Genomic DNA, 24,313 nt, shown 5'->3' on the forward strand with positions numbered 1-24,313 from the left:
CCTGCATCGAGGCAGTGCCATGACCCTGTATGTGAACCTCGCCGAGTTGCTCGGCACCCGCATCGAACAAGGCTTCTACCGTCCTGGTGATCGCCTGCCGTCGGTGCGCGCCTTGAGCGTAGAACATGGGGTCAGCCTGAGCACGGTGCAGCAGGCCTATCGAATGCTGGAAGACAGCGGCCTGGCCACGCCAAAGCCTAAATCCGGGTACTTCGTGCCGGTCGGCCGCGAATTGCCGGAGCTGCCGGCCATCGGGCGTCCGGCCCAGCGTCCGGTGGAGATTTCCCAGTGGGATCAGGTACTGGAACTGATTCGCGCCGTGCCGCGCAAGGACGTGGTGCAGCTCGGTCGCGGCATGCCGGACATCTCGTCACCGACGATGAAACCGCTGCTGCGCGGACTGGCCCGTATCAGCCGCCGTCAGGACATGCCCGGTCTGTATTACGACAACATTCACGGCACCCTCGAATTGCGCGAACAGATCGCCCGGCTGATGCTCGATTCCGGCTGCCAGTTGAGCGCCAGCGATCTGGTGGTCACCACCGGTTGCCATGAAGCGCTGTCCACCAGCATTCACGCGATCTGCGAGCCCGGCGATATCGTCGCGGTGGACTCGCCAAGCTTTCACGGCGCCATGCAGACCCTCAAGGGGCTGGGCATGAAAGCCCTGGAAATCCCCACCGACCCGCTCACCGGCATCAGCCTCGAAGCCCTGGAACTGGCGCTGGAGCAGTGGCCGATCAAGGTCATCCAGCTCACGCCCAACTGCAACAACCCGCTCGGCTACATCATGCCGGAGTCGCGCAAACGTGCGCTGTTGACGCTGGCCCAGCGCTTCGACGTGGCAATCATCGAGGATGACGTGTATGGCGAACTGGCCTACACCTATCCACGCCCGCGCACGATCAAATCCTTCGACGAGGATGGCCGCGTGTTGCTGTGCAGTTCGTTCTCCAAGACCCTCGCGCCGGGGCTGCGCATCGGCTGGGTCGCGCCGGGTCGATACCTCGAGCGGGTGCTGCACATGAAATACATCAGCACCGGTTCCACCGCGCCACAACCGCAGATCGCCATCGCCGAGTTTCTGAAAGCCGGGCACTTCGAACCGCATTTGCGGCGGATGCGTACTCAATACCAGCGCAATCGCGACGTGATGATCGATTGGGTGACCCGTTATTTCCCGGCCGGAACCCGTGCCAGCCGTCCGCAAGGCAGCTTCATGCTCTGGGTCGAACTGCCGGAGGGTTTCGATACGCTGAAACTGAATCGCGCACTGCACGATCAGGGCGTACAGATTGCCGTCGGCAGCATTTTTTCGGCTTCGGGAAAATACCGTAACTGTTTGCGCATGAACTACGCGGCCAAACCAACGGCGCTGATAGAAGAAGCGGTGCGCAAGGTCGGCGCGACCGCCATCAAGCTGTTGTCCGAGGCCGATCAGTCCACCGTAAAGGCGCCCTGACCTTCAAACCGCACCGGATCAACGGGGCGGCTCGAGGCGTCATCGACCCGCGCATCAAGCTCAAGCTCCACTTCCAGAACACTGCCCCGGGCACTGGCGTCCACCCGCCATGGCACGACGCGGATGCCCGGACGCAGGAGATCGCCTTCGACCGGCTGGCCGCTGTCCAGTCGCCAATGCACCGCCACACCGTCCAGACGCACGGACACGATACGCAATTGCAACGTACCCGCCGCCCACCGGAAACGCTGCGAATCGGCCGGGGGCGCAACAAATGCCCAGCGCATCACACGCACGTCGGGACACTGCACCCGCAAGTGCACACTGCGCAGACCGAAACCCGGACCTCGGCCATCAAGTGCCATGCGTTGCAGCAGCTCGGTGCGCGTCGCGGTCCCCAGATTCACCATCGCGGACGACAGGCTCGACTGACAGGCTTCGGCGCCCGACGCCGGCTGAAAGCCAAGGCCCGACAACGCGGCCGCCAACACCAGGTATTTCATCAGAGGCACTCGTTCAAGACAGCTCGGCCGGGGCGCAGGTGGCATCGACTCGCTCGATGAGCGTGCTGTTTTCAGGGGGTTCGGAAAGTGGGAAATGCAAGACACACTGCGTTTGGTCAGGGAGTTGCACGTGCAACCTCTGACCCGCTTTCACGTCGGGCAGAAAAATCGTTCCGGCGTCCTGGACAGCTGTCAGATAGCGCCCCTGTTCGTCGTGAACACTCAGCCCTTTGGCCAGCCACTGCCGGTCGACCGTCATGGCGTTGAGCAACATTCGCCGGACCGTGACGAGGGAGAAATCCAGATGCTGCACCGACCCTCGCGCCGGGTGCACTTCCTGCACCCCGCCGAGCACTTCAACGTTGCGCGGCAGGCTTGACGGGTCGACTTCCAGCCGCGACCTCGACCAGGCCGGCAGGCTCGCCGCCACGGCGCGGCCCGCACCATCGGTCCAGACCGGCCCTTGAGGCGTATTCAGTTTCACGCCCGATCGCTCACCGGCCTTCAGTACGCCGAAAGTGTCGCGCAAGGGATACGGCGACAACGTAGCACCGTCGCGATGCAATGCCACACCACCGCGCAACCCCACATCGTAATCGGTCGCACCGGATCGCTGACCTGCGCCAACGTCCAGGCTGGTGTAGCGCGGCAGCGCATTCAGGCGCACGCCGTAACTGGCTGCGGACTCATCGCGGTATTCGGCGTTGGCGCTGTAGGCGAGGGTTTCACCCAGCACATCGCTGACGGCCACACCCCGGTGCAGGCCCGAACGATCATCGCTGCGCAAATAACTCCGCAGCCTGCGCTGCCCACCCAGCGCCATTCCCAGCGTCAGGTACGCAGAGCTGCCCTGGCGATCTCGCGATCCATCACCGACATCACGCTCCAGGTTCAATGAAAGACTGATGCGTTCCGGCAATGTCCGAGACCATGACAGGCCCATACGCGCCTGCGATGGCTCACTCTGAGTGGAGTATCGCGACCAGGTCGCCCCGAATGCACCCCATTGATCCGTCGACCCCGTCAGCGAAAACACCATATGGTCGCGGCCGGGGGTTTGAATCTGTTGACGCTCCTGATTCCAGCCGGTGTCTGACAACGTACGAAAATTCTGGCTCTGGCGCACGACCACGACGCTGGTCGACAGATTCTCGGCCAGCGGTGCACTGAACGTTATCTGCGTCTGGTTACCCGCCCGGCTGCGGGAGCGCTCATCGGACAGCGTCTGCCGCACGCCCAGCACATTACCGGCCGCCCATTGCCGCTGCACGCCCCAGCCTGTCGAGAGATATTCGGTGGCCGCGAGCACACCCGCACTCAGCCGGGTGCTCCGCCCCCAATCCCACTCTTCGCCCAGCGTGGTGAACAATGGCGCCTGACGGTCAGCCGAACCCAGACGCCGCACCGTGCCCAATGCAAAGTTGAACCCGCTTGGCCCGGCCCATTGCGCTTCGTGAAGGCTGACCGCCGGCACTCGCAAACGCCGCACCTGCCCATCCTGCTCGTGGACGGTAACGTCCAGATCAATCTGATTGCTCAGCAACGGCAGTGCCCTTAGCGTGAACGGACCACTCGGCACCATGGTGGTATGGATCATGACGCCGTTCTGCCTGACTTCGATGCGCGACGGTGAATACGCGATGCCCTCCACCTGTCCGCGCGCGCCGTCCTGCGCCGCTCGCAACTGCGAGAATGCCGCCTCCGGCAGGAGCTGCACGCCGTTGAATGACTCTCCGGAAAACAGGGGCGACACAAGATTCAACTGCCCGACCTGCAGACTGGCTTCGATGTCCTCCAGGGTTCGCGCACCGTAGGCATACAAGTGCTCGAACCGTGAGTTTTCGGATGTCGAGGTGTAGGACTGCCGGCTGCGCAGCACCCAGTCACCGGTATTCAGGCCGACTTCCGAGCCCAGGCTATCAAACCTGTCGTGCTGTCCTTCGTGCTGGCTGCCGACCATCAGCGCGTCGTAGTTGAAAATGCCGGCAGTACCGCCATGGGCGAAGTTATTTGCCGGGCGCTGCGGCAACGCCAGACTTTCGGTCGGCACCAGCAACTCAATCAGTTCGCGTCCCGGATCCAGTCGCACGACCGCACCGGGAAAACCCTCCGTCGGCGTCAGACACTGCCCCGGTCGCAGCCTGGCCATCGAGGACGGCGGGTGTACGCCGGCAGCGCTCAGCCATTGGGGTTGCAGGCACAATTCTCCGCGCTCGTTGAACGATGCAAGTACACGGCCCCTGGCCTGACCGTTGACCTCAAGCTCCACCAACCGCTCGCCTTGCGAGAAGCGTGGCGCCTCACGAAAGTACGCCGCCAATGCAGGGTCGATGCCACGGTCCCTCAACACCCTGATATCGAAATCCACTGACTCGGCAGCGAACAGGGCACCTGCACCGGTGACGGCAAGCGCCAGTACGGCCCAACGAGCGCAGATTTTCATCACCGAGCAACCGGTGCGTCGTAATGATCGACCGCAAAGCCGTAGGTGGTGGCCGGAAAAATCCTCACCGCCATCGTCTGTGCCGAGGCGTGCAAAGGCAAATCTGCGTGCAGTCGCTCGCCGGGCAAAATGTAGGTCCGGGGCAGATTCACCGATCGGGTGCCGGGCAGAGGCACAATGGTTTTCGCCAACCGAACCACATAGGGGCTCGGATTGACGATTTGTATACCGGTGGCGTCCACAGACCAGGTCAGTCGCTTCCACGGCTCGCGTTCGACCGGCAATCCGGCGGGGCGCAAAATCACTGGCAGGTTCTGCCGTACACCGAGGGTCACCTGCGCTCCGGCGGCGTCACTGACCGGGCTGATTCCCTCGAAGATCACCCGTTTCAGGCGTTCAGTCTTCAGTGGCTGCGGGTTTTGCAGAATGAACCGCACTTGCTGAATGCTCCCCGGCTCGACGCGGGCGATGGGCGGGGTAAAGATCAGCAGGACGTCGTCGCTGTCTTCGACATTTTCGAGGGTGGTGTGCAGCAAGGCGGGGCGCGTGTCGGTATTGCGCACATTCATTACCGCTTCACCCATGCCCTCTTCCACCAGCAGTACCGGCGTCTGCGGGACCATCCCGGCGGCGTGGGACAGCGGTATTGAAAACCATGCGGGCAGGCTCAGCGCTGCCGTCTTGAGAACAGACTTGAAAGATATGAGCATCGGGGTAATCCGTGAAATCGCGAATGCGGTCCGACAGATGTCGGACCGCGCTCATACGCAACGGTCAGACCCGGCGCCTTGAGGGCACCGGACAGCCGCCGTCAGAGATAGAACATGTCGAACGTCACGGAACCATCCAGCGGGATTTCGCTGGTAATCGGCAGAGCGTTGCTTGGGCCGATGATCGGCAGCAGGTGCATCGGGAAACCGTGGTGGCGGGCGGCAACCGGGCCGGTCGCGGCACTGGCGCCCCACGAGTACAGTTGCGGCGCATTGCTGACCAGCGTACTGGTCGGCACACGCCATGCCGGGGCCGCCAGCGTGCGGGTCAGCAATATCCGGGCATTGCCGTCGGTCTCCGGAACGCCGTGGCGCAGGGCGAAACCACCGATACGCGTACCGCTGACTTCACCCAGCCCGTAAAACAGCGCCGGGTCATTCTGACCGGCACCATCGCTGATACCCGGCAACTTGGTGCCGGCCCGGTTGTCGCGCACCGACACTTCCACAGGGGCCGGGGCATCGCAATTGATGTGCAACGACACATCGCGACCGGCCAGCACTGTCTGGGTGGTCGGGTTCAGCGTAGAGGCGGAAATCTTGCGCAGATCCACCGTACCGCCGCCGGCAAAGGCCGGAATGCAGGCAGTCGGAATAATGGTGCCGATGACATTCAGGTCAACGCTTTCTGCCATCGCCAATGTTGGCAGCAATGCCGCTGCCAGTACCGCAAGACGTGATGTCTTTTTCATAAGCCGTAATCGTCCATTTGATTGACAGTTCAATCCCTACAAACCTGGTGTGTAAGCAAGGGAGTTGATGATTGCGACTCAAGAAAGATAAATCTGTAGGAAACAGCAGCGCCCACATAGCGAAATTACGACCGGAACAATAGGTAGTTGGAATTAAGTGACGAAGTCCTACCTTTCCCCGTGACCAGATAGTGAGAACGTCATGCCATACTCCTGACCTCGCCCACACCCGGAACGATCCGACTTGAGCACCAGACATTTCCTGCCATTTGCACTGATGTTCGTCCTGTTGCTCGCCGGGTGCGCCTCGCTTGATGTTCCAAGAGAGCCCAGCCAGACCCTGCCGGCCAATGGATCGGCATTCGGTCGCTCGATCCAGGCCCAGGCCGCACCGTACAAGGGCCAGTCCGGCTTTCGCCTGCTGTCCAACAGCACCGAAGCCTTCACGGCCCGCGCCGAGTTGATCCGCAACGCCCGGAGCAGCCTCGATTTGCAGTACTACATCGTCCACGACGGCATCAGTACGCGGATGCTGGTGGAAGAAGTGTTGAAGGCTGCCGACCGTGGCGTGCGGGTGCGCATCCTGCTGGACGACACCACCAGCGACGGCCTCGACCTGATCATCGCCACGCTGGCGGCGCATCCGAATATCCAGATCCGCCTGTTCAATCCACTGCACCTGGGCCGCAGCACCGGCGTGACCCGTGCCGCCGGCCGGCTGTTCAACCTGTCGCAGCAACACCGGCGGATGCACAACAAACTGTGGCTGGCGGACAACAGCGCCGCCATCGTTGGCGGGCGCAATCTGGGTGACGAGTATTTCGATGCCGAGCCCAACCTGAACTTCACCGACATCGACATGCTCAGCGTCGGGCCGGTCGCCGAACAGCTCGGGCACAGCTTCGATCAGTACTGGAACAGCGCCCTGAGCAAGCCGATCGACGAGTTCCTCTCCAGCAAACCCTCGGCCAAAGACCTGCAGAACACCCGCACGCGCCTGGAGGAATCCCTTGAAGAAACCCGCAAGCAGAATCACGCGCTCTACCAGCAGTTGATGACCTTCACCACTCACCCACGCATGGACATCTGGCGCCGGGAGCTGATCTGGGCGTGGAACCAGGCGTTGTGGGATGCACCGAGCAAGGTGCTGGCGGACGGCGAGCCGGATCCGCAACTGCTGCTGACCACGCAACTGGCACCGGAGTTGCGGGGCGTCACCAAGGAGCTGATGATGATTTCGGCTTACTTCGTGCCGGGACAGCCCGGGCTGGTTTACCTGACTGGCCGTGCCGATGCGGGCGTATCGGTGAGTCTGCTGACCAACTCGCTGGAAGCCACCGATGTGCCAGCGGTACACGGAGGTTATGCGCCGTATCGCAAGGCACTGCTGGAACATGGCGTGAAGTTGTATGAACTGCGGCGCCAGCCCGGGGATAACTTCGGCAGCGGCCCGCATCTGTTTTACAGCAAGTCGTTTCGCGGCTCGGACTCCAGCCTGCACAGCAAGGCGATGATCTTCGACGGGAAAAAAGCGTTCATCGGCTCGTTCAATTTCGACCCGCGCTCGGTGCTGTGGAACACCGAAGTCGGGGTGCTGGTGGACAGTCCCGAACTGGCTGCCCGCGTTCGGGAACTGGCCTTGCAGGGCATGGCGCCAGCGCTGAGCTATGAAGCAAAACTTCAGGATGGAAAAATCGTCTGGGTCACCGAGGACAACGGCCAGATGCACACGTTGACCAAGGAACCCGGCAGCTGGTGGCGGCGCTTCAATGCGTGGTTCAGCACCACGGTGGGACTGGAGCGGATGCTGTAGCCGTCCGCCCCAGCGAACATCAGGCAGGCTCCGGCACCTTGCCGAACGCCCCTTGCCGCGACAGCAGAATCACCAGCCCGAACGCCCCGGCCGCCATGAACCAAGGCAACGCGTGCCCGCTGATCCATTGGCTGCCCGCCCCCGCCGCCAACGGGCCAATCAGGCAACCGACGCCCCACAGCTGCGCGACATGCGCGTTGGCCCGCACCAGCGCGTCGTCACGATAGCGCTCGCCGATCAGGATCAGCGACAGGGTGAACAAGCCACCGGCACTGGCACCGAACAGCACCCACAGAGGCCAGATCAGCAGGGTGTCGATCAGCATCGGGATCGCCAGACTCGACAACATCAGCACCACAGCGCAGCCGGCGAACAAGGTCCGCCGCGACAGGTAGTCGGCCAGCGCACCGATGGGCAATTGCAGCAGCGCGTCGCCCACCACCACGGTGCTGACCATCGCCAGCGCGATTTCCGCCGTGAAGCCCTGTTGCAGGCAGTACACCGGCAACAGGGTCAGGATCATCGCCTCGAACGCGGCGAACAACGACACCGCCCAGGCAATTGCCGGCAATTCGCGACTGAACCCCCACAGATCGCCGAAGGTCACGCTGCTGGCCTCGCTACTCGGTGCACCGCTGCGACCCAGCAACAGAAGTGGCGCAGCGATCAAAAGGCCGACACCTACCCAGAAGCCGTAATCATGCTCGGTGCCAAGTGCGCCCAGCAGCAACGGACCGGACAGTTGGCTGAGCGCATAACTGCTGCCATACAGCGCCACCAATCGCCCGCGCCACTGCTCGACCACCAGTTGATTGATCCAGCTCTCGCCGAGGATGAACACAATGGTCAGGATCACCCCGATCATCAGCCGCAGCACCAGCCAGATCGGATAATTCGGCAGCAGTGCCAGCAGGCCGATGGACAATGCCCCGCCCCACAGGCACAGGCGCATCAGGTTCGCTGTGCCGAAGCGCGCCGCCAGATGACTGGAAACCTTCGCCCCCAGCAACACGCCAATGGCCGGCATCGCCGCCATCACGCCGATGGCGAACGAACCGTAACCCCAGCCCTCAAGACGCAACGACACCAGAGGCATGCTGACGCCAAGGGCCAGTCCAACACTCAAGACAGACGCCAATACGGCGAAATACGTCGCCCAACGCATGGTCCACGCTCCTGTGGATAATTTTTATGTGCACCACAAAACACTGTGGGAGCGGGCTTGCTCGCGAAAACGGTTTCACCTTCAGCAGATGTGCTGACGGATACACCGCTATCGCGAGCAAGCTCGCTCCCACAGGGATCTTTGTATCGTTCGGGAGCCCGCCGAAGCAGGCCCCCTCAACGGGTTACAGCTTGATCCAGGTCGCCTTCAGCTCGGTGTATTTGTCGAAAGCGTGCAGCGACTTGTCACGGCCGTTGCCCGACTGCTTGAAGCCGCCGAACGGTGCGGTCATGTCGCCGCCGTCGTACTGGTTGACCCACACGCTGCCGGCACGCAGTGCCTTGGCGGTCAGGTGCGCCTTGGAGATGTCCTGGGTCCAGACCGCTGCCGCCAGGCCGTAAGGCGTGTCGTTGGCGATGTTGATCGCTTCCTCGGCGGTATCGAAGGCAATGACCGACAGCACCGGGCCGAAGATCTCTTCCTGGGCAATCTTCATCGCATTGCTCACGCCGTCGAAAATCGTCGGCTCGACGTAGGTGCCACCGGTTTCCTGAAGGATGCGCTTGCCGCCGGCCACCAGTTTGGCGCCGTCGGTGTGGCCCGACTCGATGTAGGACAGTACGGTGTTCATTTGCTGGGTATCGACCAGCGCACCGACGTTGGTGGCCGGGTCCAGCGGGTTGCCTGGCTTCCAGGCTTTAAGCGCCTCGATCACCATCGGCAGGAATTTGTCCTTGATCGAACGCTCGACCAGCAGACGCGAACCGGCGGTGCAGACTTCGCCCTGGTTGAAGGCGATGGCGCTGGCGGCGGATTCGGCGGCAGCTTGCAGATCCGGAGCATCGGCAAACACGATGTTCGGGCTCTTGCCGCCGGCCTCCAGCCACACACGTTTCATGTTCGATTCGCCGGAATAGATCATCAGTTGCTTGGCGATCTTGGTCGAACCGGTGAACACCAGGGTGTCGACGTCGTTGTGCAGCGCGAGCGCCTTGCCGACGGTGTGGCCGTAGCCCGGCAGCACGTTCAGCACGCCTTTCGGAATGCCGGCCTCGACCGCCAGTTCAGCGATGCGGATGGCGGTCAGCGGGGATTTTTCCGACGGTTTGAGGATCACCGAGTTACCGGTCGACAGGGCCGGGCCGAGCTTCCAGCAGGCCATCATCAGCGGGAAGTTCCACGGCACGATGGCACCCACCACGCCCACTGGCTCGCGGGTTACCAGACCCAGTTGGTCGTGCGGAGTGGCGGCGACTTCGTCGTAGATCTTGTCGATCGCCTCACCGCTCCAGCTCAGGGCTTGGGCGGCACCCGGCACGTCGATGTACAGCGAATCGCTGATCGGCTTGCCCATGTCGAGGGTTTCGAGCAGGGCCAGCTCTTCGGCGTGCTGCTTGAGCAGGCCGGCGAAACGGATCATGGTGGCTTTGCGTTTGGTCGGCGCCAGGCGCGACCAGACACCGGAATTGAAGGTGGCGCGGGCGTTTTCCACGGCGCGCTGGGCGTCGGCGGCGTCACAGCTGGCAATCTTGCCCAGCAGACGGCCATCGACCGGGCTGATGCACTCGAAGGTCTCGCCGGAGACGGCATCGGTGTACTCGCCATTGAGGTAGGCGCGGCCTTCGATCTTCAGGTCGCGGGCGCGTTGTTCCCAGTCGGCACGAGTCAGGGTGGTCATTCGAGTGTCCTCCTCTTGTTGAATACGAGCGCCGCGCGATCTTCGCCGGCGTCCTCAGGAATTCTGCCCGGCCAGCCTGTTTTCGGCCCAAGGCACCCGCCACCCTAAACCAGCGGCCGGGGTTGTTTCAATATATTTGACATAAGGCTTCCATATCGCCTTGCGGCGTTCAATTTAATCAACATAGACTTTGGCCCTTTCAAGCCACCGCGCCGTCATCACAGGAGAAAACAACAATGAACATCCAGAACGTCGTCGACATCAGCCTGACCATGGACCAGGCCGAGCGCTACCGCCCGGACCCGGCCAAAGTATTGAAAGGCGATCCCGAGCAGGCGGTGTTCAATCAATACGACAGCCCTTGCGGGCAAATGGGCGTCGGCGTGTGGGAAGGTGCAGTGGGTCAGTGGACGGTGAATTACACCGAGCACGAATACTGCGAAATCCTCCAGGGCGTTTCGGTGCTGCGTGACGGCGAAGGCAATGCCAAGACTCTGCGTGTCGGCGACCGCTTCGTGATTCCGGCCGGTTTCCGTGGCACCTGGGAAGTGCTGGAGGCATGCCGCAAGGTCTACGTGATCTTCGAACAGAAGGCCTGAGGCCTTTCGCCAGGCAACAAAAAAGGCCCGTATCGTGAGATACGGGCCTTTTTCGTAAGTCGGGAAAAATCAATTACTTGATTTTGCCTTCCTTGTAGATCACGTGCTTGCGAACAACCGGATCATATTTCTTGATCTCGATTTTGTCCGGGGTAGTACGCTTGTTCTTGTCGGTAGTGTAGAAGTGACCAGTACCGGCGCTCGAAATCAAACGAATCAATTCACGCATGATTAGCTCCCTTAAATCTTGCCGTCGCGACGCAGCTCGGCCAGCACAACGCTGATGCCACGCTTGTCGATGATACGCATGCCTTTGGCGGAAACGCGCAGGCGTACGAAACGTTTCTCTTCTTCAACCCAGAAGCGGTGATGCTGCAGGTTCGGCAGGAAACGACGACGGGTTTTGTTGTTTGCGTGGGAAATGTTATTCCCGGTTACCGGACCCTTACCGGTAACTTGACATACTCTAGACATGCCTCAGCCCTCTAAAACCACATGCCCAACCCGGCATGGGTTGGCCGCTTAATCTCTAGTCATTGTGGCGCCAGGCGCCGCGATTCTTTAGAGGTCTTACCGGCTACACCTACAAGCGAAGGAACCGGGCCCCTAGAAAAGAGCGCTGCTTTATACCAGAAAGACCACGGAGCAACAACTTTCCGTGTGCAATGAATGGCTAAAAAGCCGCTTTTCCTGCCCGCAAGCGGCTTGGGCAAAGGCTGGCGGCAATTTTTACCATTCGTCGAAGAAAAACGATCATACCCGCATTCGGGACTTTTCCTGCCGCCACTTCCGACAAATCCTCAGCCTTCAGACCCTGAAAATGCAAAAAGGGGATAGTCATTTGCAATCGCGACCACTAGGGTAGGCCTTTTCCAGACTGCACTTGCAGATGGGCCTTCGATCTGTAAAGGAAGCCGACCATGCGCCTCGCTGCCCTCCCCCTGCTGCTCGCCCCGCTCTTGCTGAGCCCCCTGGCCCATGCCGCCGCCCTGAGCGTGTGCACCGAGGCCAGCCCTGAAGGGTTCGACGTGGTGCAGTACAACTCGCTGACCACCACTAACGCCTCGGCCGATGTGCTGATGAACCGTCTGGTGGACTTCGACACCGCCAGCGGCAAAGTGGTCCCGAGCCTGGCCGACAGCTGGGAAGTCAGCACCGACGGCCTGACTTATATATTCAAACTGCGCCCGCAGGTGAAGTTCCACAGCACCGATTACTTCAAGCCGACCCGTGAGCTGACCGCCGAAGACGTCAAGTTCAGCTTCGACCGCATGCTCGACCCGGCCAACCCGTGGCACAAGGTTGCCCAGAGCGGCTTCCCGCACGCCCAGTCGATGCAGTTGCCGAGCCTGATCAAGAAGATCGACGCCCTCGACCCGCTGACCGTGCGCTTCACCCTCGATCATCCGGACTCGACATTCCTGGCGACCCTGAGCATGGGTTTCGCCTCAATCTATTCTGCCGAATACGCCGACAAGCTGCTGAAGGCCAACGCGACCGACAAGCTCAACAGCCAGCCCATCGGCACCGGACCGTTCGTGTTCACCCGGTTCCAGAAAGACGCCTCGATCCGCTACAAGGCCAACCCGGACTACTTCGGCGGCAAGCCTGCGGTGGATCCGCTGATATTCGCCATCACCCCGGACGCCAACGTACGCCTGCAAAAGCTGCGGCGTAACGAGTGCCAGATTGCCCTGTCGCCAAAACCATTGGACGTACAGGCAGCGAAGGAAGAACCGACGCTGAAAGTCGAAAAGACTGACGCGTTCATGACCGCATTCGTTGGCATCAACAGCCAGCATCCACCATTGGACAAGCCGGAAGTGCGCCAGGCGATCAACCTCGCCTTCGACAAGGCCAACTACCTCAAGGCCGTTTTCGAAGACACCGCCGAACCCGCCAACGGCCCGTACCCGCCAAATACCTGGAGCTACGCGAAGAATCTGCCGGGTTACCCGCACGACGTGGCAAAAGCCAAGGCTTTGCTGGCCAAAGCCGGATTGAAGGACGGTTTCCAGACCACCATCTGGACGCGTCCGTCCGGCAGCCTGCTCAACCCGAACCCGAGCCTCGGCGCACAACTGCTGCAATCGGATCTGGCGGAAATCGGCATCCAGGCAGAAATCCGCGTGATCGAATGGGGCGAACTGATCCGTCGTGCCAAGGCTGGCGAGCATGACCTGCTGTTCATGGGCTGGGCCGGTGACAACGGCGACCCGGACAACTTCCTCACACCGCAGTTTTCCTGCGCGGCGGTGAAGTCCGGCACCAACTTCGCCCGCTACTGCAATGCCGATCTGGACAAGCTGATCAGCGCCGGCAAGACCACCAGCGAGCAAGGTGTGCGCACCAAGCTCTACGAACAGGCGCAGGCGCAGATTCAGCAGCAGGCGCTGTGGTTGCCGCTGGCGCATCCGACCGCCTACGCCCTGACGCGTAAAGACGTGCAGGGTTACTCGGTGAGCCCGTTCGGGCGGCAGGATTACTCCAGGGTCACCCTGAAGTAGCCCGCAACAACCCAAAACCTGTGGGAGCGAGCTTGCTCGCGAATGCAGTCTGTCAATTACCGGATGAGGCGGCTGACACACCGCTATCGCGAGCAAGCTCGCTCCCACAGGGATACTGCATCACCTTCACATCCAGCCACACTCCGCCATCGACAACGGCTCGCCATCACCGACAATGAAGTGATCGAGCACCCGCACATCGATGAACTCCAAAGCCTTCTGCAATCGCTTGGTCAATAATCGATCAGCCTGACTGGGATCGGTGTTACCCGACGGATGGTTATGGCACAGGATCACGGCCGCCGCGTTATTGGCCAGCGAGCGCTTCACCACTTCCCGGGGATGCACCGCCGTGTTGTCGATCGAGCCGCGAAACAGCGTCTCAAAGGTCAGCACCTGATGTTTGGAGTCCAGAAACAGGCAGCCGAACACCTCGTGCGGCTCGTGGCGCAACATGGCTTTGAGGTAATCACGAACCACCTGTGGATTCTCCAGCGCCGTTTTCTGCCGCATGCGCTCGGCCAGATGTCGCCGCCCCATCTCCAGCACAGCCTGCAGCTGGGCAAACTTCGCCGGCCCCAGGCCCAATTGCTCGCTGAACGCGCCGAGATCGGCCTCCAGCAATGCACGCAGGCTGCCGAACTGACTCAGCAAGTGTCGCGCCAGATCCACCGCGCTTTTACCGGATACGCCGGTGCGTAGAAAAATCGCCAGCAATTCGGCATCGGAAAGACTTCCCGAGCCCTGTTCCAACAGTTTCTCCCGCGGCCTTTCCGCCGCCGGCCAATCGCGAATACTCATACACATTCCTTGTCTGTGGGCGCCGCTGTTCCGTAGCGGTCGCTGTGATATCGTAGCCCATCTTTTTTGCGGGCGAATTCACCCTGGGGAGGGGGTTTCGCCACGCATGTCACCAACGAAATGAAAGGCAGACCTATGCAGCGGCTGTATCGGAAACGCATCGTTCTGGGCGTCGGCGGCGGTATCGCTGCCTACAAGAGCGCCGACCTTGTGCGCCGCCTGATCGATCAGGGCGCCGAAGTGCGCGTGGTCATGACCCGTGGCGGCAGCGAATTCATCACCCCGCTGACCATGCAGGCCCTGTCCGGCCACCCGGTTCACCTGGATCTGCTCGACCCGGCCGCCGAAGCCGCAATGGGCCACATCGAACTGGCCAAATGGGCCGATCTGGTGCTGATCGCCCCGGCCACCGCCGACCTGCTGGCCCGTCTGGCCCAGGGCATCGCCAACGACCTGCTGACCACCCTGGTGCTGGCCACCGACGCCATCGTCGCTGTCGCTCCAGCCATGAACCAGGCCATGTGGCGCGACCCGGCGACCCAGGCCAACCTGCAACTCCTTGAAAGCCGCGGCCTGAAGACCTTCGGCCCGGCCTCCGGCAGCCAGGCCTGCGGCGACGTCGGCATGGGCCGCATGATGGAAGCCACCGACCTGGCCCAGCTCGCGGCGGACTGCTTCCAGCGTCAGGCGCTGACCGGCAAGCACGTGGTGATCACCGCCGGTCCGACCCAGGAAAACATCGACCCGGTGCGCTACATCACCAACCACAGCTCCGGCAAAATGGGCTTCGCCCTGGCTGAAGCGGCGGTGGAAGCCGGCGCCCGCGTCACGCTGATCAGCGGCCCGGTGCATTTGCCGACGCCGGATCGCGTCACGCGTATCGATGTGGTCAGCGCCCGCGACATGCTCGCTGCCTGCGAAGCCGCGATCCCTTGCGACATCTTCATCGCCTCGGCGGCAGTCGCGGACTACCGTCCTGAAGTCGTCGCCCCGCAAAAATTGAAGAAAGACCCTACGAGCGGTGACGGCTTCGTCCTGCAAATGGTGCGCAACCCGGACATCCTGGCCACCATCGCGACCCGTCCCGACCGTCCGTTCAGTGTCGGTTTTGCCGCCGAGACCGAACACCTGCTCGACTACGCTGCACGCAAGCTGAAGGACAAGAATCTCGATCTGATCGTCGCCAACGACGTCGCCAACCCGAGCATCGGTTTCAACAGCGAAGAAAACGCCTGCAGCGTCATCGACCGTGGGCTGCACGCCACGGTTTTCGCCCAGACCAGCAAGAGCAAGATTGCTCGCCAACTGGTCACTTTTATCGCCGAACGTCTGAACCAGGTTTAATTTACATGCACGCTTTGCAAGCCAAGATCCTCGACCCACGCATCGGTACCGAATTTCCGCTGCCGCAATACGCCACACCGGGCTCCGCCGCCCTGGACCTGCGAGCAATGCTCCAGCAGGACGTAACCCTGGAGCCGGGTCAAACTCTGCTGATCCCGACTGGTCTGGCGATCTGCATCGGCGATCCTGGCCTGGCGGCGCTGATCCTGCCTCGCTCAGGACTGGGTCACAAACACGGTATCGTACTCGGCAACAGCGTCGGCCTGATCGACTCCGACTACCAGGGCGAGCTGATGGTTTCCTGCTGGAACCGTGGCACAACGCCTTTCACCCTGGAGGTGGGTTCTCGCATCGCTCAATTGGTGCTTGTTCCCGTAATGCAGGCGCACTTCGAAATGGTTGAAGAGTTCGTCGAAACCGAGCGCGGCGCTGGCGGTTTCGGCCACTCCGGCACCAAGTAATCGGCTAAAAACCTGTCGTGGCGAGTGCGTGTTGCTTGCCACGAAATTCAAAATGTCATCTGCAAGGTTTAGCGCCGAAAATCAAGGCATTGGCAGGCCAAAGCCACGCCGGACAAGGCGTCATGGCCCTTTCACACCACGAACTCTCTGTGAAAACCGCCGTCATACCCTTCAGTTTGAGCCTGCCGCCGAGATGATTCGTCGGTGTGTCCCGCCACTTTCGAGATGGAGCATTTCCGCAGATGAGCACCCCCGCCCAAGTCGCCCCGAAGCTTCCCGACAGCATCTTCCGCGCCTATGACATTCGCGGCACCGTGCCGGAATTCCTCAATGCCGAAACCGCCTACTGGATCGGCCGCGCCATCGGCTCCCAGAGCCTGGCCCAGGGTGAACCGAACGTGTCCGTCGGCCGTGACGGCCGCCTGTCCGGTCCGGAACTGGTTGCCGAGCTGATCCGCGGCATCGCCGATAGTGGCTGCCACGTCAGCGATGTCGGCCTGGTGCCGACGCCTGCGCTGTACTACGCCGCCAACGTGCTGGCCGGCAAATCCGGCGTGATGCTCACCGGCAGCCACAACCCGTCGAACTACAATGGCTTCAAGATCGTGATCGCCGGCGACACCCTCGCCAACGAACAGATCCAGGCCCTGCACGAGCGCCTCAAGACAGGCAACCTGAGCAGCGGCAAGGGCAGCGTGACCCAGGTCGAGATCCTCGACCGCTACACCACCGAAATCGTCCAGGACATCAAACTGGCCCGGCGCCTGAAAGTCGTGGTCGACTGCGGCAACGGCGCGGCCGGCGTGATCGCCCCGCAACTGATCGAAGCGCTGAACTGCGAAGTCATCCCGCTGTTCTGCGAAGTCGACGGCAACTTCCCGAACCACCACCCGGACCCGGGCAAGCCTGAAAACCTTGTCGACCTGATCGCCAAGGTCAAGGAAACCAAGGCCGACATCGGCCTGGCCTTCGACGGCGACGGCGACCGCGTCGGCGTGGTGACCAACACCGGCACCATCGTGTTCCCGGATCGCCTGTTGATGCTGTTTGCCCGCGACGTGCTGGCACGCAACCCGGGCGCGGAAATCATCTTCGACGTCAAATGCACCCGTCGCCTGATTCCGTTGATCAAGGAATACGGCGGCCAGTCGCTAATGTGGAAGACCGGTCACTCGTTGATCAAAAAGAAAATGAAACAGTCCGGCGCACTGCTGGCCGGTGAAATGAGCGGACACATCTTCTTCAAGGAACGCTGGTTCGGTTTCGACGACGGCATTTACAGCGCCGCACGGCTGCTGGAAATCCTCAGCAAGGAAAAATCCGACGCGGAAACGCTGTTCGCGACCTTCCCGAACGATATTTCCACGCCGGAAATCAATATCCATGTGACCGAAGAGAGCAAATTCAGCATCATTGATGCACTGCACGATGCGCAGTGGGGTCCAGGCGCCAACCTGACCACCATTGACGGCGTGCGGGTCGATTACGCCAAAGGCTGGGGCCTGGTGCGCGCCTCCAACACCACACCGGTGCTGGTGCTGCGCTTCGAGGCCGATGACGAGGCTGAATTGCAGCGCATCAAGGCTGTGTTCCATGCCCAGTTGAAACGCGTTGCACCTGATCTCCAACTACCGTTCTGATTCACCCGGAGCCCTGAATGACCCTCGAACGCGAAGCCGCCGCCCAAACCGCCAAGGTCCTGTCCGAAGCGTTGCCTTACATCCGACGTTATGTCGGCAAGACCCTGGTGATCAAATACGGCGGCAACGCGATGGAAAGCGAGGAGCTGAAAACCGGCTTCGCCCGCGACATCGTCTTGATGAAAGCCGTCGGCATCAACCCGGTCGTGGTTCACGGTGGCGGCCCGCAGATCGGTGATCTGCTCAAGCGTCTGTCGATCGAAAGCCACTTCGTCGACGGCATGCGCGTGACCGACGCGGCGACCATGGACGTGGTGGAAATGGTCCTCGGCGGTCAGGTCAACAAAAGCATCGTCAACCTGATCAACCGCCACGGCGGCAGCGCCATCGGCCTGACCGGCAAAGACGCCGGGCTGATTCGTGCGAAGAAACTCACCGTCACCCGCCAGACCCCGGAGATGACCCAGCCGGAAATCATCGACATCGGCCAGGTAGGCGAAGTGGTCGGGATCAACACCGAACTGCTGAACCTGCTGGTCAAAGGCAACTTCATCCCGGTGATCGCGCCGATTGGCGTGGGTGAGAACGGCGAGTCGTACAACATCAACGCCGACCTGGTGGCCGGTAAAGTCGCCGAAGCGCTGAAAGCCGAGAAGCTGATGCTGCTGACCAACATCGCCGGCCTGATGGACAAGTCAGGCAAGGTCCTGACCGGCCTGAGCACCCAGCAGGTCGACGACCTGATCGCCGACGGCACCATCTACGGCGGCATGCTGCCGAAGATCCGCTGCGCACTGGAAGCAGTTCAGGGCGGCGTGGGCAGCTCGCTGATCATCGACGGTCGTGTACCGAACGCGATCCTGCTGGAAATCTTCACCGATACCGGTGTGGGTACGCTGATCAGCAATCGCAAGCGTCCGTAAGCGATCGCACAAATAAAAAGACCCCGCTCAGCCTGACCGAGCGGGGTCTTTTTTTGCCTGAAGAAGCGATCAGACGCCGAACTGGGCGCGATAGGCTTCAACGGCTGGCAGGTGCTGCTTGAGCTGCGGGTCGTCTGCCAGGAATTCCAGCACCTGGTTCAGCGACACGATGCTGATGACCGGAATGCCGAAATCACGCTCGACTTCCTGAATCGCCGACAGCTCGCCGTTACCGCGCTCCTGACGGTTCAGGGCGATCAGCACGCCAGCGGCCTTGGCGCCGTCCTGGGAAGCGATGATCTGCATCACTTCACGGATCGCGGTGCCGGCGGTGATCACGTCGTCGATGATCAGCACTTCACCGGTCAGCGGTGCGCCGACCAGGCTGCCGCCTTCGCCGTGGGCCTTGGCTTCCTTGCGGTTGAAGCACCATGGCAAATCACGGTCGTGGTGCTCGGCCAGCGCCACGGCGGTGGTTGCCGCCAACGGAATGCCTTTGTAGGCCGGGCCGAACAGCACGTCGAACGGAATTCCGCTCTCGGCGATGGCTGCGGCATAGAAACGACCCAGCTGCGCCAGGGCCGAACCCGAGTTGAACAGGCCGGCGTTGAAGAAGTAAGGACTGGTACGTCCGGACTTCAGGGTGAACTCACCGAAGCGCAAAACGCCGCGATCGATGGCAAAACGAATGAAATCGCGCTGATACGCTTGCATGAAAAAAACCCCAAATACCACGGATTTAGCTAATTAGCTTGACGCCGTGTATCATACACGCACGCGATTTTTGGGGCCATTTATGCGGATCATCAGTGTGAACGTCAATGGTATTCAGGCTGCAGTCGAGCGCGGTTTGCTCAGTTGGCTGCAAGCTCAGAATGCCGACGTCATCTGCCTGCAGGACACCCGTGCCTCCGCCTTTGAACTGGATGACCCAGCCTTCCAACTGGACGGCTACTTCCTTTATGCCTGCGATGCTGAAGTCCCTGCCCAAGGCGGCGTGGCTTTGTATTCGCGGTTGCAACCGAAGGCTGTCATCAGCGGTCTCGGTTTCGAGACGGCCGACCGCTACGGGCGCTACCTGCAAGCAGATTTCGACAAAGTCAGTATTGCCACCTTGCTGCTTCCTTCGGGGATGAACGGCGATGAGGACTTGAACCAGAAGTTCAAGCTCATGGACGACTTCGGCAAGTACCTGGACAAACAGCGGCGCAAACGTCGCGAGTACATTTATTGTGGCTCGCTGTACGTCGCGCAGCAGAAGCTCGACATCAAGAACTGGCGCGACAGCCAGCAATCCCCGGGTTTCCTGGCGCCGGAACGCGCCTGGATGGACGAGATTGTCGGCAACATGGGCTATGTCGACGCCCTGCGCGAAGTCAGCCGCGAAGGCGACCAGTACAGCTGGTGGCCGGACAACGAACAGGCCGAGATGCTGAATCTGGGCTGGCGCTTCGACTACCAGATCCTGACTCCGGGCCTGCGGCGCTTCGTGCGCAGCGCACGCCTGCCGCGTCAGCCTCGGTTCTCGCAACACGCGCCACTGATCGTCGACTACGACTGGACGCTGACCATCTAAGCGTCGTTTCGCAGTAGAAAAAATGCCCGTATCGCAGGATACGGGCATTTTTTATGGGTCAGTCTCAGGCTGGAACGTGCTTTAGACAGCAGCGAAGAACGGCAGCGCCAGGTACAGCTTGATCACGATGACATTGATGATATCGATGAAGAATGCGCCCACCATCGGCACGACCAGAAACGCGATCTGCGAAGGCCCGTAACGCTGCGTCACCGCTTGCATGTTGGCGATGGCGGTCGGCGTCGCACCGAGGCCGAAACCGCAATGGCCGGCCGCCAGCACCGCCGCATCGTAGTTGCGCCCCATCACCCTGAACGTCACGAATATCGCGAACAGCGCCATGACCAGTGTCTGTACCGCCAGAATGATGAAGATCGGCAACGCCAGCGCTGCCAGATCCCACAGTTTGAGAGACATCAGCGCAATCGCCAGAAACAGCGACAGGCTGACGTTGCCCAGCACCGAGACTTCACGCTCGAAGACCTGATACAGGCCAAACGCCGAGAGGCCGTTGCGCAGCACGACGCCCACGAACAAGACACAGACGAATGTCGGCAGCTCGAATGCCGTGCCATGCAGCAGCCCGTTCAACAGAGTGCCGACCAGCAGGCTGACCGCGATCAGTGCCAGGGTTTCGATGAACGAGAATGGCGTGATCGAGCGCTCCTTGTTCGGCTGCTCAAAACCCTTTGGCAGACGCGGCGCCTCCTGCGCATGGCAACCCGGCACCTCGACACGCTTGATCAGCAGGCGGGCAACCGGACCACCGATCAGACCACCCAGCACCAGACCGAATGTCGCCGAGGCGATTGCCAGCTCGGAGGCTGAAGCCAGACCGTATTTCTCGCTGAATACCGTTCCCCACGCGGCGCCGGTTCCGTGACCACCGGCCAACGTGATGGAGCCAGTCAACAGCCCCATCAGCGGGTCGAGCCCCAGCATTGTGGCCAGTCCGATGCCCATGGCGTTCTGCAGGATCAGGAGGCCGGTGACCGCCAGTAAAAACACCCCCACTACGCGACCGCCCTTCTTCAGGCTTGCGAAGTCTGCACTCAGACCGATAGTGGCAAAAAACGCCAGCATCAGCGGCGCCTGCAATGAGGTATCGAACCGGACTTCTATGTCGAGCGCACGCAATACCAGAAGCCCCAAGGCAACCAACAGGCCGCCCGCGACAGGTTCGGGAATATTGAAATTGCGCAGTACACCAACACGGGTAACAAGACCACGCCCCAGCAGAAGTACAAGGGAAGCGGCCACGAGCGTGCCGTAAAAATCGAGCTGAATCATCTGGATTATTCTTGGCTATATAGTCGGAGGCGAACTTTTCCCTGGATACGCCTCACGAATCGGCTGACTGTTTCAACACTGGAAACACTGAAATTCAAGAGCCTTCGATGGCCTGAATATATCGAAATATTTCTGAAGGAATATGACGTGCGACAACCTTAACAAGCGCAAAGTCATGCTGCCAATGACCTTTGGCCGCATCAAGGCATTACAGTTGTGACTAAAAATGTAAGGCCGATGAATATATAAAGTCTGCTCTGCCACTCATCGCATGCAGACTATTCCTACGAGCAATGAAGGTTTATTTAGTTGAAAAAAAGCCCTGACAAGTCAGGGCCTTTAAACATGCAGAATTAATTATTCCAACATACACATTTCGGCTGAAGGCTACTTGATCAAGCGCCAGGTAAACGGATAACGGTACGGAAAACCTTCATTGGCCTTTACGCCACCGATGATCGTCAACACCAGTGCGCCAATGGCGAGCAGACCGAACAGCACGAATCCGATGATCAGCACCATCAGCAGGAAACAGATCATCGAAGCAATCGCCACGGTGATCTGAAAATTCAGCGCTTCCTTGCCCTGGGCATCGATAAACGGATCCGTCTCGCGCTTCATCTGCCACAGGATCAGTGGCCCGATCAACGTGCCGAACGGAACCCAGATCCCCAGCAAGGCGGACAAGTGACAAAACATTGCCCACTGGCGAACCTCATGGCTCGGCTTGGGCAGCAACTCTTGCTCATCACTCATCGCGTCCTCCTTGCGGGTTACGAACCTGCTCAGTCGGCCAGTGCAGCCGTTTGCAGTTCGAAGATCTCGTTCATGCCTTTTTTGGCCAGTTCCAGCATCGCGGTCAGCTCTTCAGGCTGGAACGGCGCGCCTTCGGCGGTGCCCTGCACTTCGATGAAACCGCCGGTGCTGGTCATCACCACGTTCAGGTCTGTCTCGGCAGCCGAGTCTTCAAGATAGTCCAGATCCAGCACCGGCTCGCCCTGGTACATGCCCACGGAAACGGCACCGATCATTTGCTTGAGCGGGTCGCCGCCCTTCAGGCCGCCGCGCTTCTTGATCACTTTCAGTGCATCGACCAGCGCAACCATGGCACCGGTGATCGATGCGGTACGGGTACCGCCATCGGCCTGGATCACGTCGCAGTCGACGTACAGGGTAACGTCGCCCAGCTTGGACATGTCCAGCGCGGCGCGCAGGGAACGGCCGATCAGGCGCTGGATTTCCAGGGTGCGGCCGCCCTGCTTGCCACGGCTCGCTTCACGCTGGTTACGCTCGCCGGTGGCGCGCGGCAGCATGCCGTACTCGGCGGTCAGCCAGCCCTGGCCCTGACCTTTGAGGAAACGCGGTACGCCGTTCTCGACGCTGACGGTGCAGATGACTTTGGTATCACCGAATTCGACCAGTACCGACCCTTCGGCGTGCTTGGTGTAGTTGCGGGTAATGCGGATCGAGCGGAGCTGATCGGCAGCGCGACCACTTGGACGTTTCATAGGAGATACCTGTACTGGGGACGGAAAACTGCGGAGCATTATAGAGCTGCGCACCGTGCCTGGGCACTGCCTAAAAATTCCGGCCGTCGATCCAGGGCCCTGAAACGCGCTTCGCCGACGGCCTGCAGCCCTTTGTCACACCGTGTGTTTGGGCGCATCTGCCGCACTGCGCTACAATCCTGCGCCTTTGCTGCCAGTCGGCTTAAATTCATTGATATCGAGCTGCGAAGCTTCAATTCGCGCCGATCTGTATCGCGAGGTCACCCCATGGTGCACAGCATGACCGCCTTCGCCCGCGTCGAGAAAGCCGGCGTTCAGGGCACCCTGAGCTGGGAACTGCGCTCGGTCAACAGCCGCTACCTGGAACCCCACCTGCGCCTGCCGGAATCGTTTCGCGACCTCGAAGGCGCCGTCCGCGAAGCCCTGCGCCAGGGCCTGTCGCGCGGCAAACTGGAATGCACCCTGCGCTTCACCGAGGAAAGCACCGGCAAGCCACTGCAAGTGGACCGCGAGCGCGCTGCACAACTGGTCGCCGCTGCCGAGACCGTCGCCGGCCTGATCAAGAACCCGGCGGCGCTGAACCCGCTGGAAGTGCTGGCCTGGCCTGGCGTACTGGTCGCCGACGCCACCGACCCGCAGGCCTTGAACGCCGAAGCGCTGGCCCTGTTCAATCAAGGCCTGAAAGACCTCAAGGCCGGCCGCGAGCGCGAAGGCGCGGAGCTGGCACGCCTGATCAACGATCGCCTGACCTCCATCGAGGAAGACGTGGTGACCCTGCGCGAACTGGTTCCGCAGATGCTCGCCACCCAACGCCAGAAAGTCCTCGACCGCTTCGCCGACATGAAGGCCGAGATGGACCCGCAGCGCCTGGAACAGGAAATGGTCATGCTCGCGCAAAAGAGCGACGTGGCTGAAGAACTGGATCGCCTGAGCACCCACATCATCGAAGTTCGCCGGGTGCTGAAATCCGGCGGTGCCGCCGGCCGGCGCCTGGACTTCCTGATGCAGGAGCTCAATCGCGAAGCCAACACACTGGGCTCCAAGGCCTTCGACCCGCGCAGCACCCAGGCGGCGGTCAACCTCAAGGTGTTGATCGAGCAGATGCGCGAACAAGTGCAGAATATTGAGTAAGGCAACA

General features: G+C 61.1%; 22 protein-coding genes and 1 pseudogene. 10 read left to right on the forward strand and 13 right to left on the reverse strand.

What is annotated here, in order from left to right; genetic code table 11:
• The first annotated feature begins 19 nt into the window (after positions 1 to 19).
• Positions 20 to 1,462, forward strand: coding sequence for a PLP-dependent aminotransferase family protein (locus CAG02_RS06780; protein ID WP_085708884.1), 1,443 nt, complete (start codon positions 20 to 22; stop codon positions 1,460 to 1,462).
• Here CAG02_RS06780 and CAG02_RS06785 read toward each other — a convergent pair.
• From CAG02_RS06785 to CAG02_RS06800, 4 genes are all read right to left on the reverse strand, one after another.
• Positions 1,438 to 1,965 carry a hypothetical protein gene (locus CAG02_RS06785; protein ID WP_085708883.1) on the reverse strand — a complete coding sequence of 176 codons (528 nt, stop codon included), beginning with the start codon at positions 1,963 to 1,965 and terminating at the stop codon, positions 1,438 to 1,440. The two genes, CAG02_RS06780 and CAG02_RS06785, sit on opposite strands and share 25 nt — an antisense overlap.
• 13 nt (positions 1,966 to 1,978) lie before the next feature.
• Complete coding sequence (locus tag CAG02_RS06790; protein ID WP_085708882.1) at positions 1,979 to 4,408, reverse strand: fimbria/pilus outer membrane usher protein; 2,430 nt, start codon at positions 4,406 to 4,408, stop codon at positions 1,979 to 1,981.
• Positions 4,408 to 5,118 carry a fimbria/pilus chaperone family protein gene (locus tag CAG02_RS06795; RefSeq protein ID WP_085708881.1) on the reverse strand — a complete coding sequence of 237 codons (711 nt, stop codon included), beginning with the start codon at positions 5,116 to 5,118 and terminating at the stop codon, positions 4,408 to 4,410. The genes CAG02_RS06790 and CAG02_RS06795 overlap by 1 nt, the downstream gene beginning before the upstream one ends.
• A 101-nt stretch (positions 5,119 to 5,219) precedes the next feature.
• A complete protein-coding gene (locus tag CAG02_RS06800; RefSeq protein ID WP_085708880.1) occupies positions 5,220 to 5,870 on the reverse strand; it encodes a DUF1120 domain-containing protein in 651 nt (216 codons plus the stop codon).
• Positions 5,871 to 6,147: 277 nt separating this feature from the next.
• Between CAG02_RS06800 and CAG02_RS06805 the strand changes: the two genes are divergently transcribed.
• On the forward strand, positions 6,148 to 7,683 hold the full coding sequence (locus CAG02_RS06805) for a phospholipase D family protein (protein ID WP_139831846.1): 1,536 nt from the start codon (positions 6,148 to 6,150) through the stop codon (positions 7,681 to 7,683).
• Positions 7,684 to 7,702: 19 nt separating this feature from the next.
• Here the strand turns inward: CAG02_RS06805 and CAG02_RS06810 are convergent, their stop codons facing one another.
• Together CAG02_RS06810 and CAG02_RS06815 are read right to left on the reverse strand one after the other, a co-directional pair.
• Positions 7,703 to 8,848 carry an MFS transporter gene (locus CAG02_RS06810; protein WP_085708878.1) on the reverse strand — a complete coding sequence of 382 codons (1,146 nt, stop codon included), beginning with the start codon at positions 8,846 to 8,848 and terminating at the stop codon, positions 7,703 to 7,705.
• A gap of 184 nt (positions 8,849 to 9,032) precedes the next feature.
• Positions 9,033 to 10,526, reverse strand: a complete 1,494-nt coding sequence (locus CAG02_RS06815) for an aldehyde dehydrogenase (RefSeq protein WP_085708877.1) — start codon at positions 10,524 to 10,526, stop codon at positions 9,033 to 9,035.
• Positions 10,527 to 10,762: 236 nt separating this feature from the next.
• Between CAG02_RS06815 and CAG02_RS06820 the strand changes: the two genes are divergently transcribed.
• The gene (locus tag CAG02_RS06820; protein WP_085708876.1) at positions 10,763 to 11,125 is read left to right on the forward strand and encodes a cupin domain-containing protein; all 363 of its coding nucleotides are present in this window, start codon (positions 10,763 to 10,765) and stop codon (positions 11,123 to 11,125) included.
• Positions 11,126 to 11,198: 73 nt separating this feature from the next.
• Here CAG02_RS06820 and rpmG read toward each other — a convergent pair whose 3' ends face one another.
• Positions 11,199 to 11,354 carry a 50S ribosomal protein L33 gene (gene rpmG / locus CAG02_RS06825; protein WP_003177274.1) on the reverse strand — a complete coding sequence of 52 codons (156 nt, stop codon included), beginning with the start codon at positions 11,352 to 11,354 and terminating at the stop codon, positions 11,199 to 11,201.
• An 11-nt stretch (positions 11,355 to 11,365) separates the two neighbouring features.
• Entirely contained in the window at positions 11,366 to 11,599 is a 234-nt protein-coding gene (gene rpmB, locus CAG02_RS06830) for a 50S ribosomal protein L28 (protein WP_003229474.1), read from the reverse strand.
• 446 nt (positions 11,600 to 12,045) lie between these two features.
• Between rpmB and CAG02_RS06835 the strand changes: the two genes are divergently transcribed.
• Complete coding sequence (locus CAG02_RS06835) at positions 12,046 to 13,632, forward strand: ABC transporter substrate-binding protein (protein WP_085708875.1); 1,587 nt, start codon at positions 12,046 to 12,048, stop codon at positions 13,630 to 13,632.
• Between the two features lie 126 nt (positions 13,633 to 13,758).
• Here the strand turns inward: CAG02_RS06835 and radC are convergent, their stop codons facing one another.
• Positions 13,759 to 14,433: a DNA repair protein RadC gene (gene radC / locus CAG02_RS06840; protein WP_085708874.1), complete on the reverse strand. Its 675-nt coding sequence runs from the start codon at positions 14,431 to 14,433 to the stop codon at positions 13,759 to 13,761.
• A 135-nt stretch (positions 14,434 to 14,568) separates the two neighbouring features.
• Here radC and coaBC point away from each other — a divergent pair, with 135 nt between their 5' ends.
• The 4 genes and pseudogenes from coaBC (at position 14,569) to argB (ending at position 18,801) form a co-directional block, all read left to right on the forward strand.
• On the forward strand, positions 14,569 to 15,777 hold the full coding sequence (coaBC, locus tag CAG02_RS06845; RefSeq protein WP_085708873.1) for a bifunctional phosphopantothenoylcysteine decarboxylase/phosphopantothenate--cysteine ligase CoaBC: 1,209 nt from the start codon (positions 14,569 to 14,571) through the stop codon (positions 15,775 to 15,777).
• Between the two features lie 5 nt (positions 15,778 to 15,782).
• The gene (gene dut / locus CAG02_RS06850; protein ID WP_085708872.1) at positions 15,783 to 16,238 is read left to right on the forward strand and encodes a dUTP diphosphatase; all 456 of its coding nucleotides are present in this window, start codon (positions 15,783 to 15,785) and stop codon (positions 16,236 to 16,238) included.
• Between the two features lie 236 nt (positions 16,239 to 16,474).
• Positions 16,475 to 17,878, forward strand: a pseudogene (locus tag CAG02_RS06860) (phosphomannomutase/phosphoglucomutase); the annotation flags it as partial.
• Between the two features lie 17 nt (positions 17,879 to 17,895).
• Complete coding sequence (gene argB / locus CAG02_RS06865) at positions 17,896 to 18,801, forward strand: acetylglutamate kinase (protein ID WP_065258175.1); 906 nt, start codon at positions 17,896 to 17,898, stop codon at positions 18,799 to 18,801.
• Between the two features lie 69 nt (positions 18,802 to 18,870).
• On the opposite strand, the gene pyrE is transcribed toward argB, so the two are convergent.
• The gene (pyrE, locus tag CAG02_RS06870; RefSeq protein WP_042608114.1) at positions 18,871 to 19,515 is read right to left on the reverse strand and encodes an orotate phosphoribosyltransferase; all 645 of its coding nucleotides are present in this window, start codon (positions 19,513 to 19,515) and stop codon (positions 18,871 to 18,873) included.
• Between the two features lie 82 nt (positions 19,516 to 19,597).
• Between pyrE and CAG02_RS06875 the strand changes: the two genes are divergently transcribed.
• Positions 19,598 to 20,377, forward strand: coding sequence for an exodeoxyribonuclease III (locus tag CAG02_RS06875; RefSeq protein WP_007920349.1), 780 nt, complete (start codon positions 19,598 to 19,600; stop codon positions 20,375 to 20,377).
• Between the two features lie 81 nt (positions 20,378 to 20,458).
• Here CAG02_RS06875 and gltS read toward each other — a convergent pair whose 3' ends face one another.
• The 3 genes from gltS to rph all read right to left on the reverse strand — a co-directional run bounded on the left by gltS (position 20,459) and on the right by rph (position 23,175).
• Entirely contained in the window at positions 20,459 to 21,667 is a 1,209-nt protein-coding gene (gltS, locus tag CAG02_RS06880; protein ID WP_085708870.1) for a sodium/glutamate symporter, read from the reverse strand.
• A gap of 387 nt (positions 21,668 to 22,054) precedes the next feature.
• Positions 22,055 to 22,423 carry a DUF4870 domain-containing protein gene (locus CAG02_RS06885; RefSeq protein WP_085708869.1) on the reverse strand — a complete coding sequence of 123 codons (369 nt, stop codon included), beginning with the start codon at positions 22,421 to 22,423 and terminating at the stop codon, positions 22,055 to 22,057.
• Positions 22,424 to 22,452: 29 nt separating this feature from the next.
• On the reverse strand, positions 22,453 to 23,175 hold the full coding sequence (gene rph / locus CAG02_RS06890; protein ID WP_085708868.1) for a ribonuclease PH: 723 nt from the start codon (positions 23,173 to 23,175) through the stop codon (positions 22,453 to 22,455).
• Between the two features lie 267 nt (positions 23,176 to 23,442).
• Between rph and CAG02_RS06895 the strand changes: the two genes are divergently transcribed.
• A complete protein-coding gene (locus CAG02_RS06895; RefSeq protein ID WP_007954440.1) occupies positions 23,443 to 24,306 on the forward strand; it encodes a YicC/YloC family endoribonuclease in 864 nt (287 codons plus the stop codon).
• The last annotated feature ends 7 nt before the right edge of the window (positions 24,307 to 24,313 follow it).

This window comes from Pseudomonas sp. R43(2017) (assembly GCF_002112345.1).
Classification (GTDB): Bacteria; Pseudomonadota; Gammaproteobacteria; order Pseudomonadales; family Pseudomonadaceae; genus Aquipseudomonas; species Aquipseudomonas kribbensis.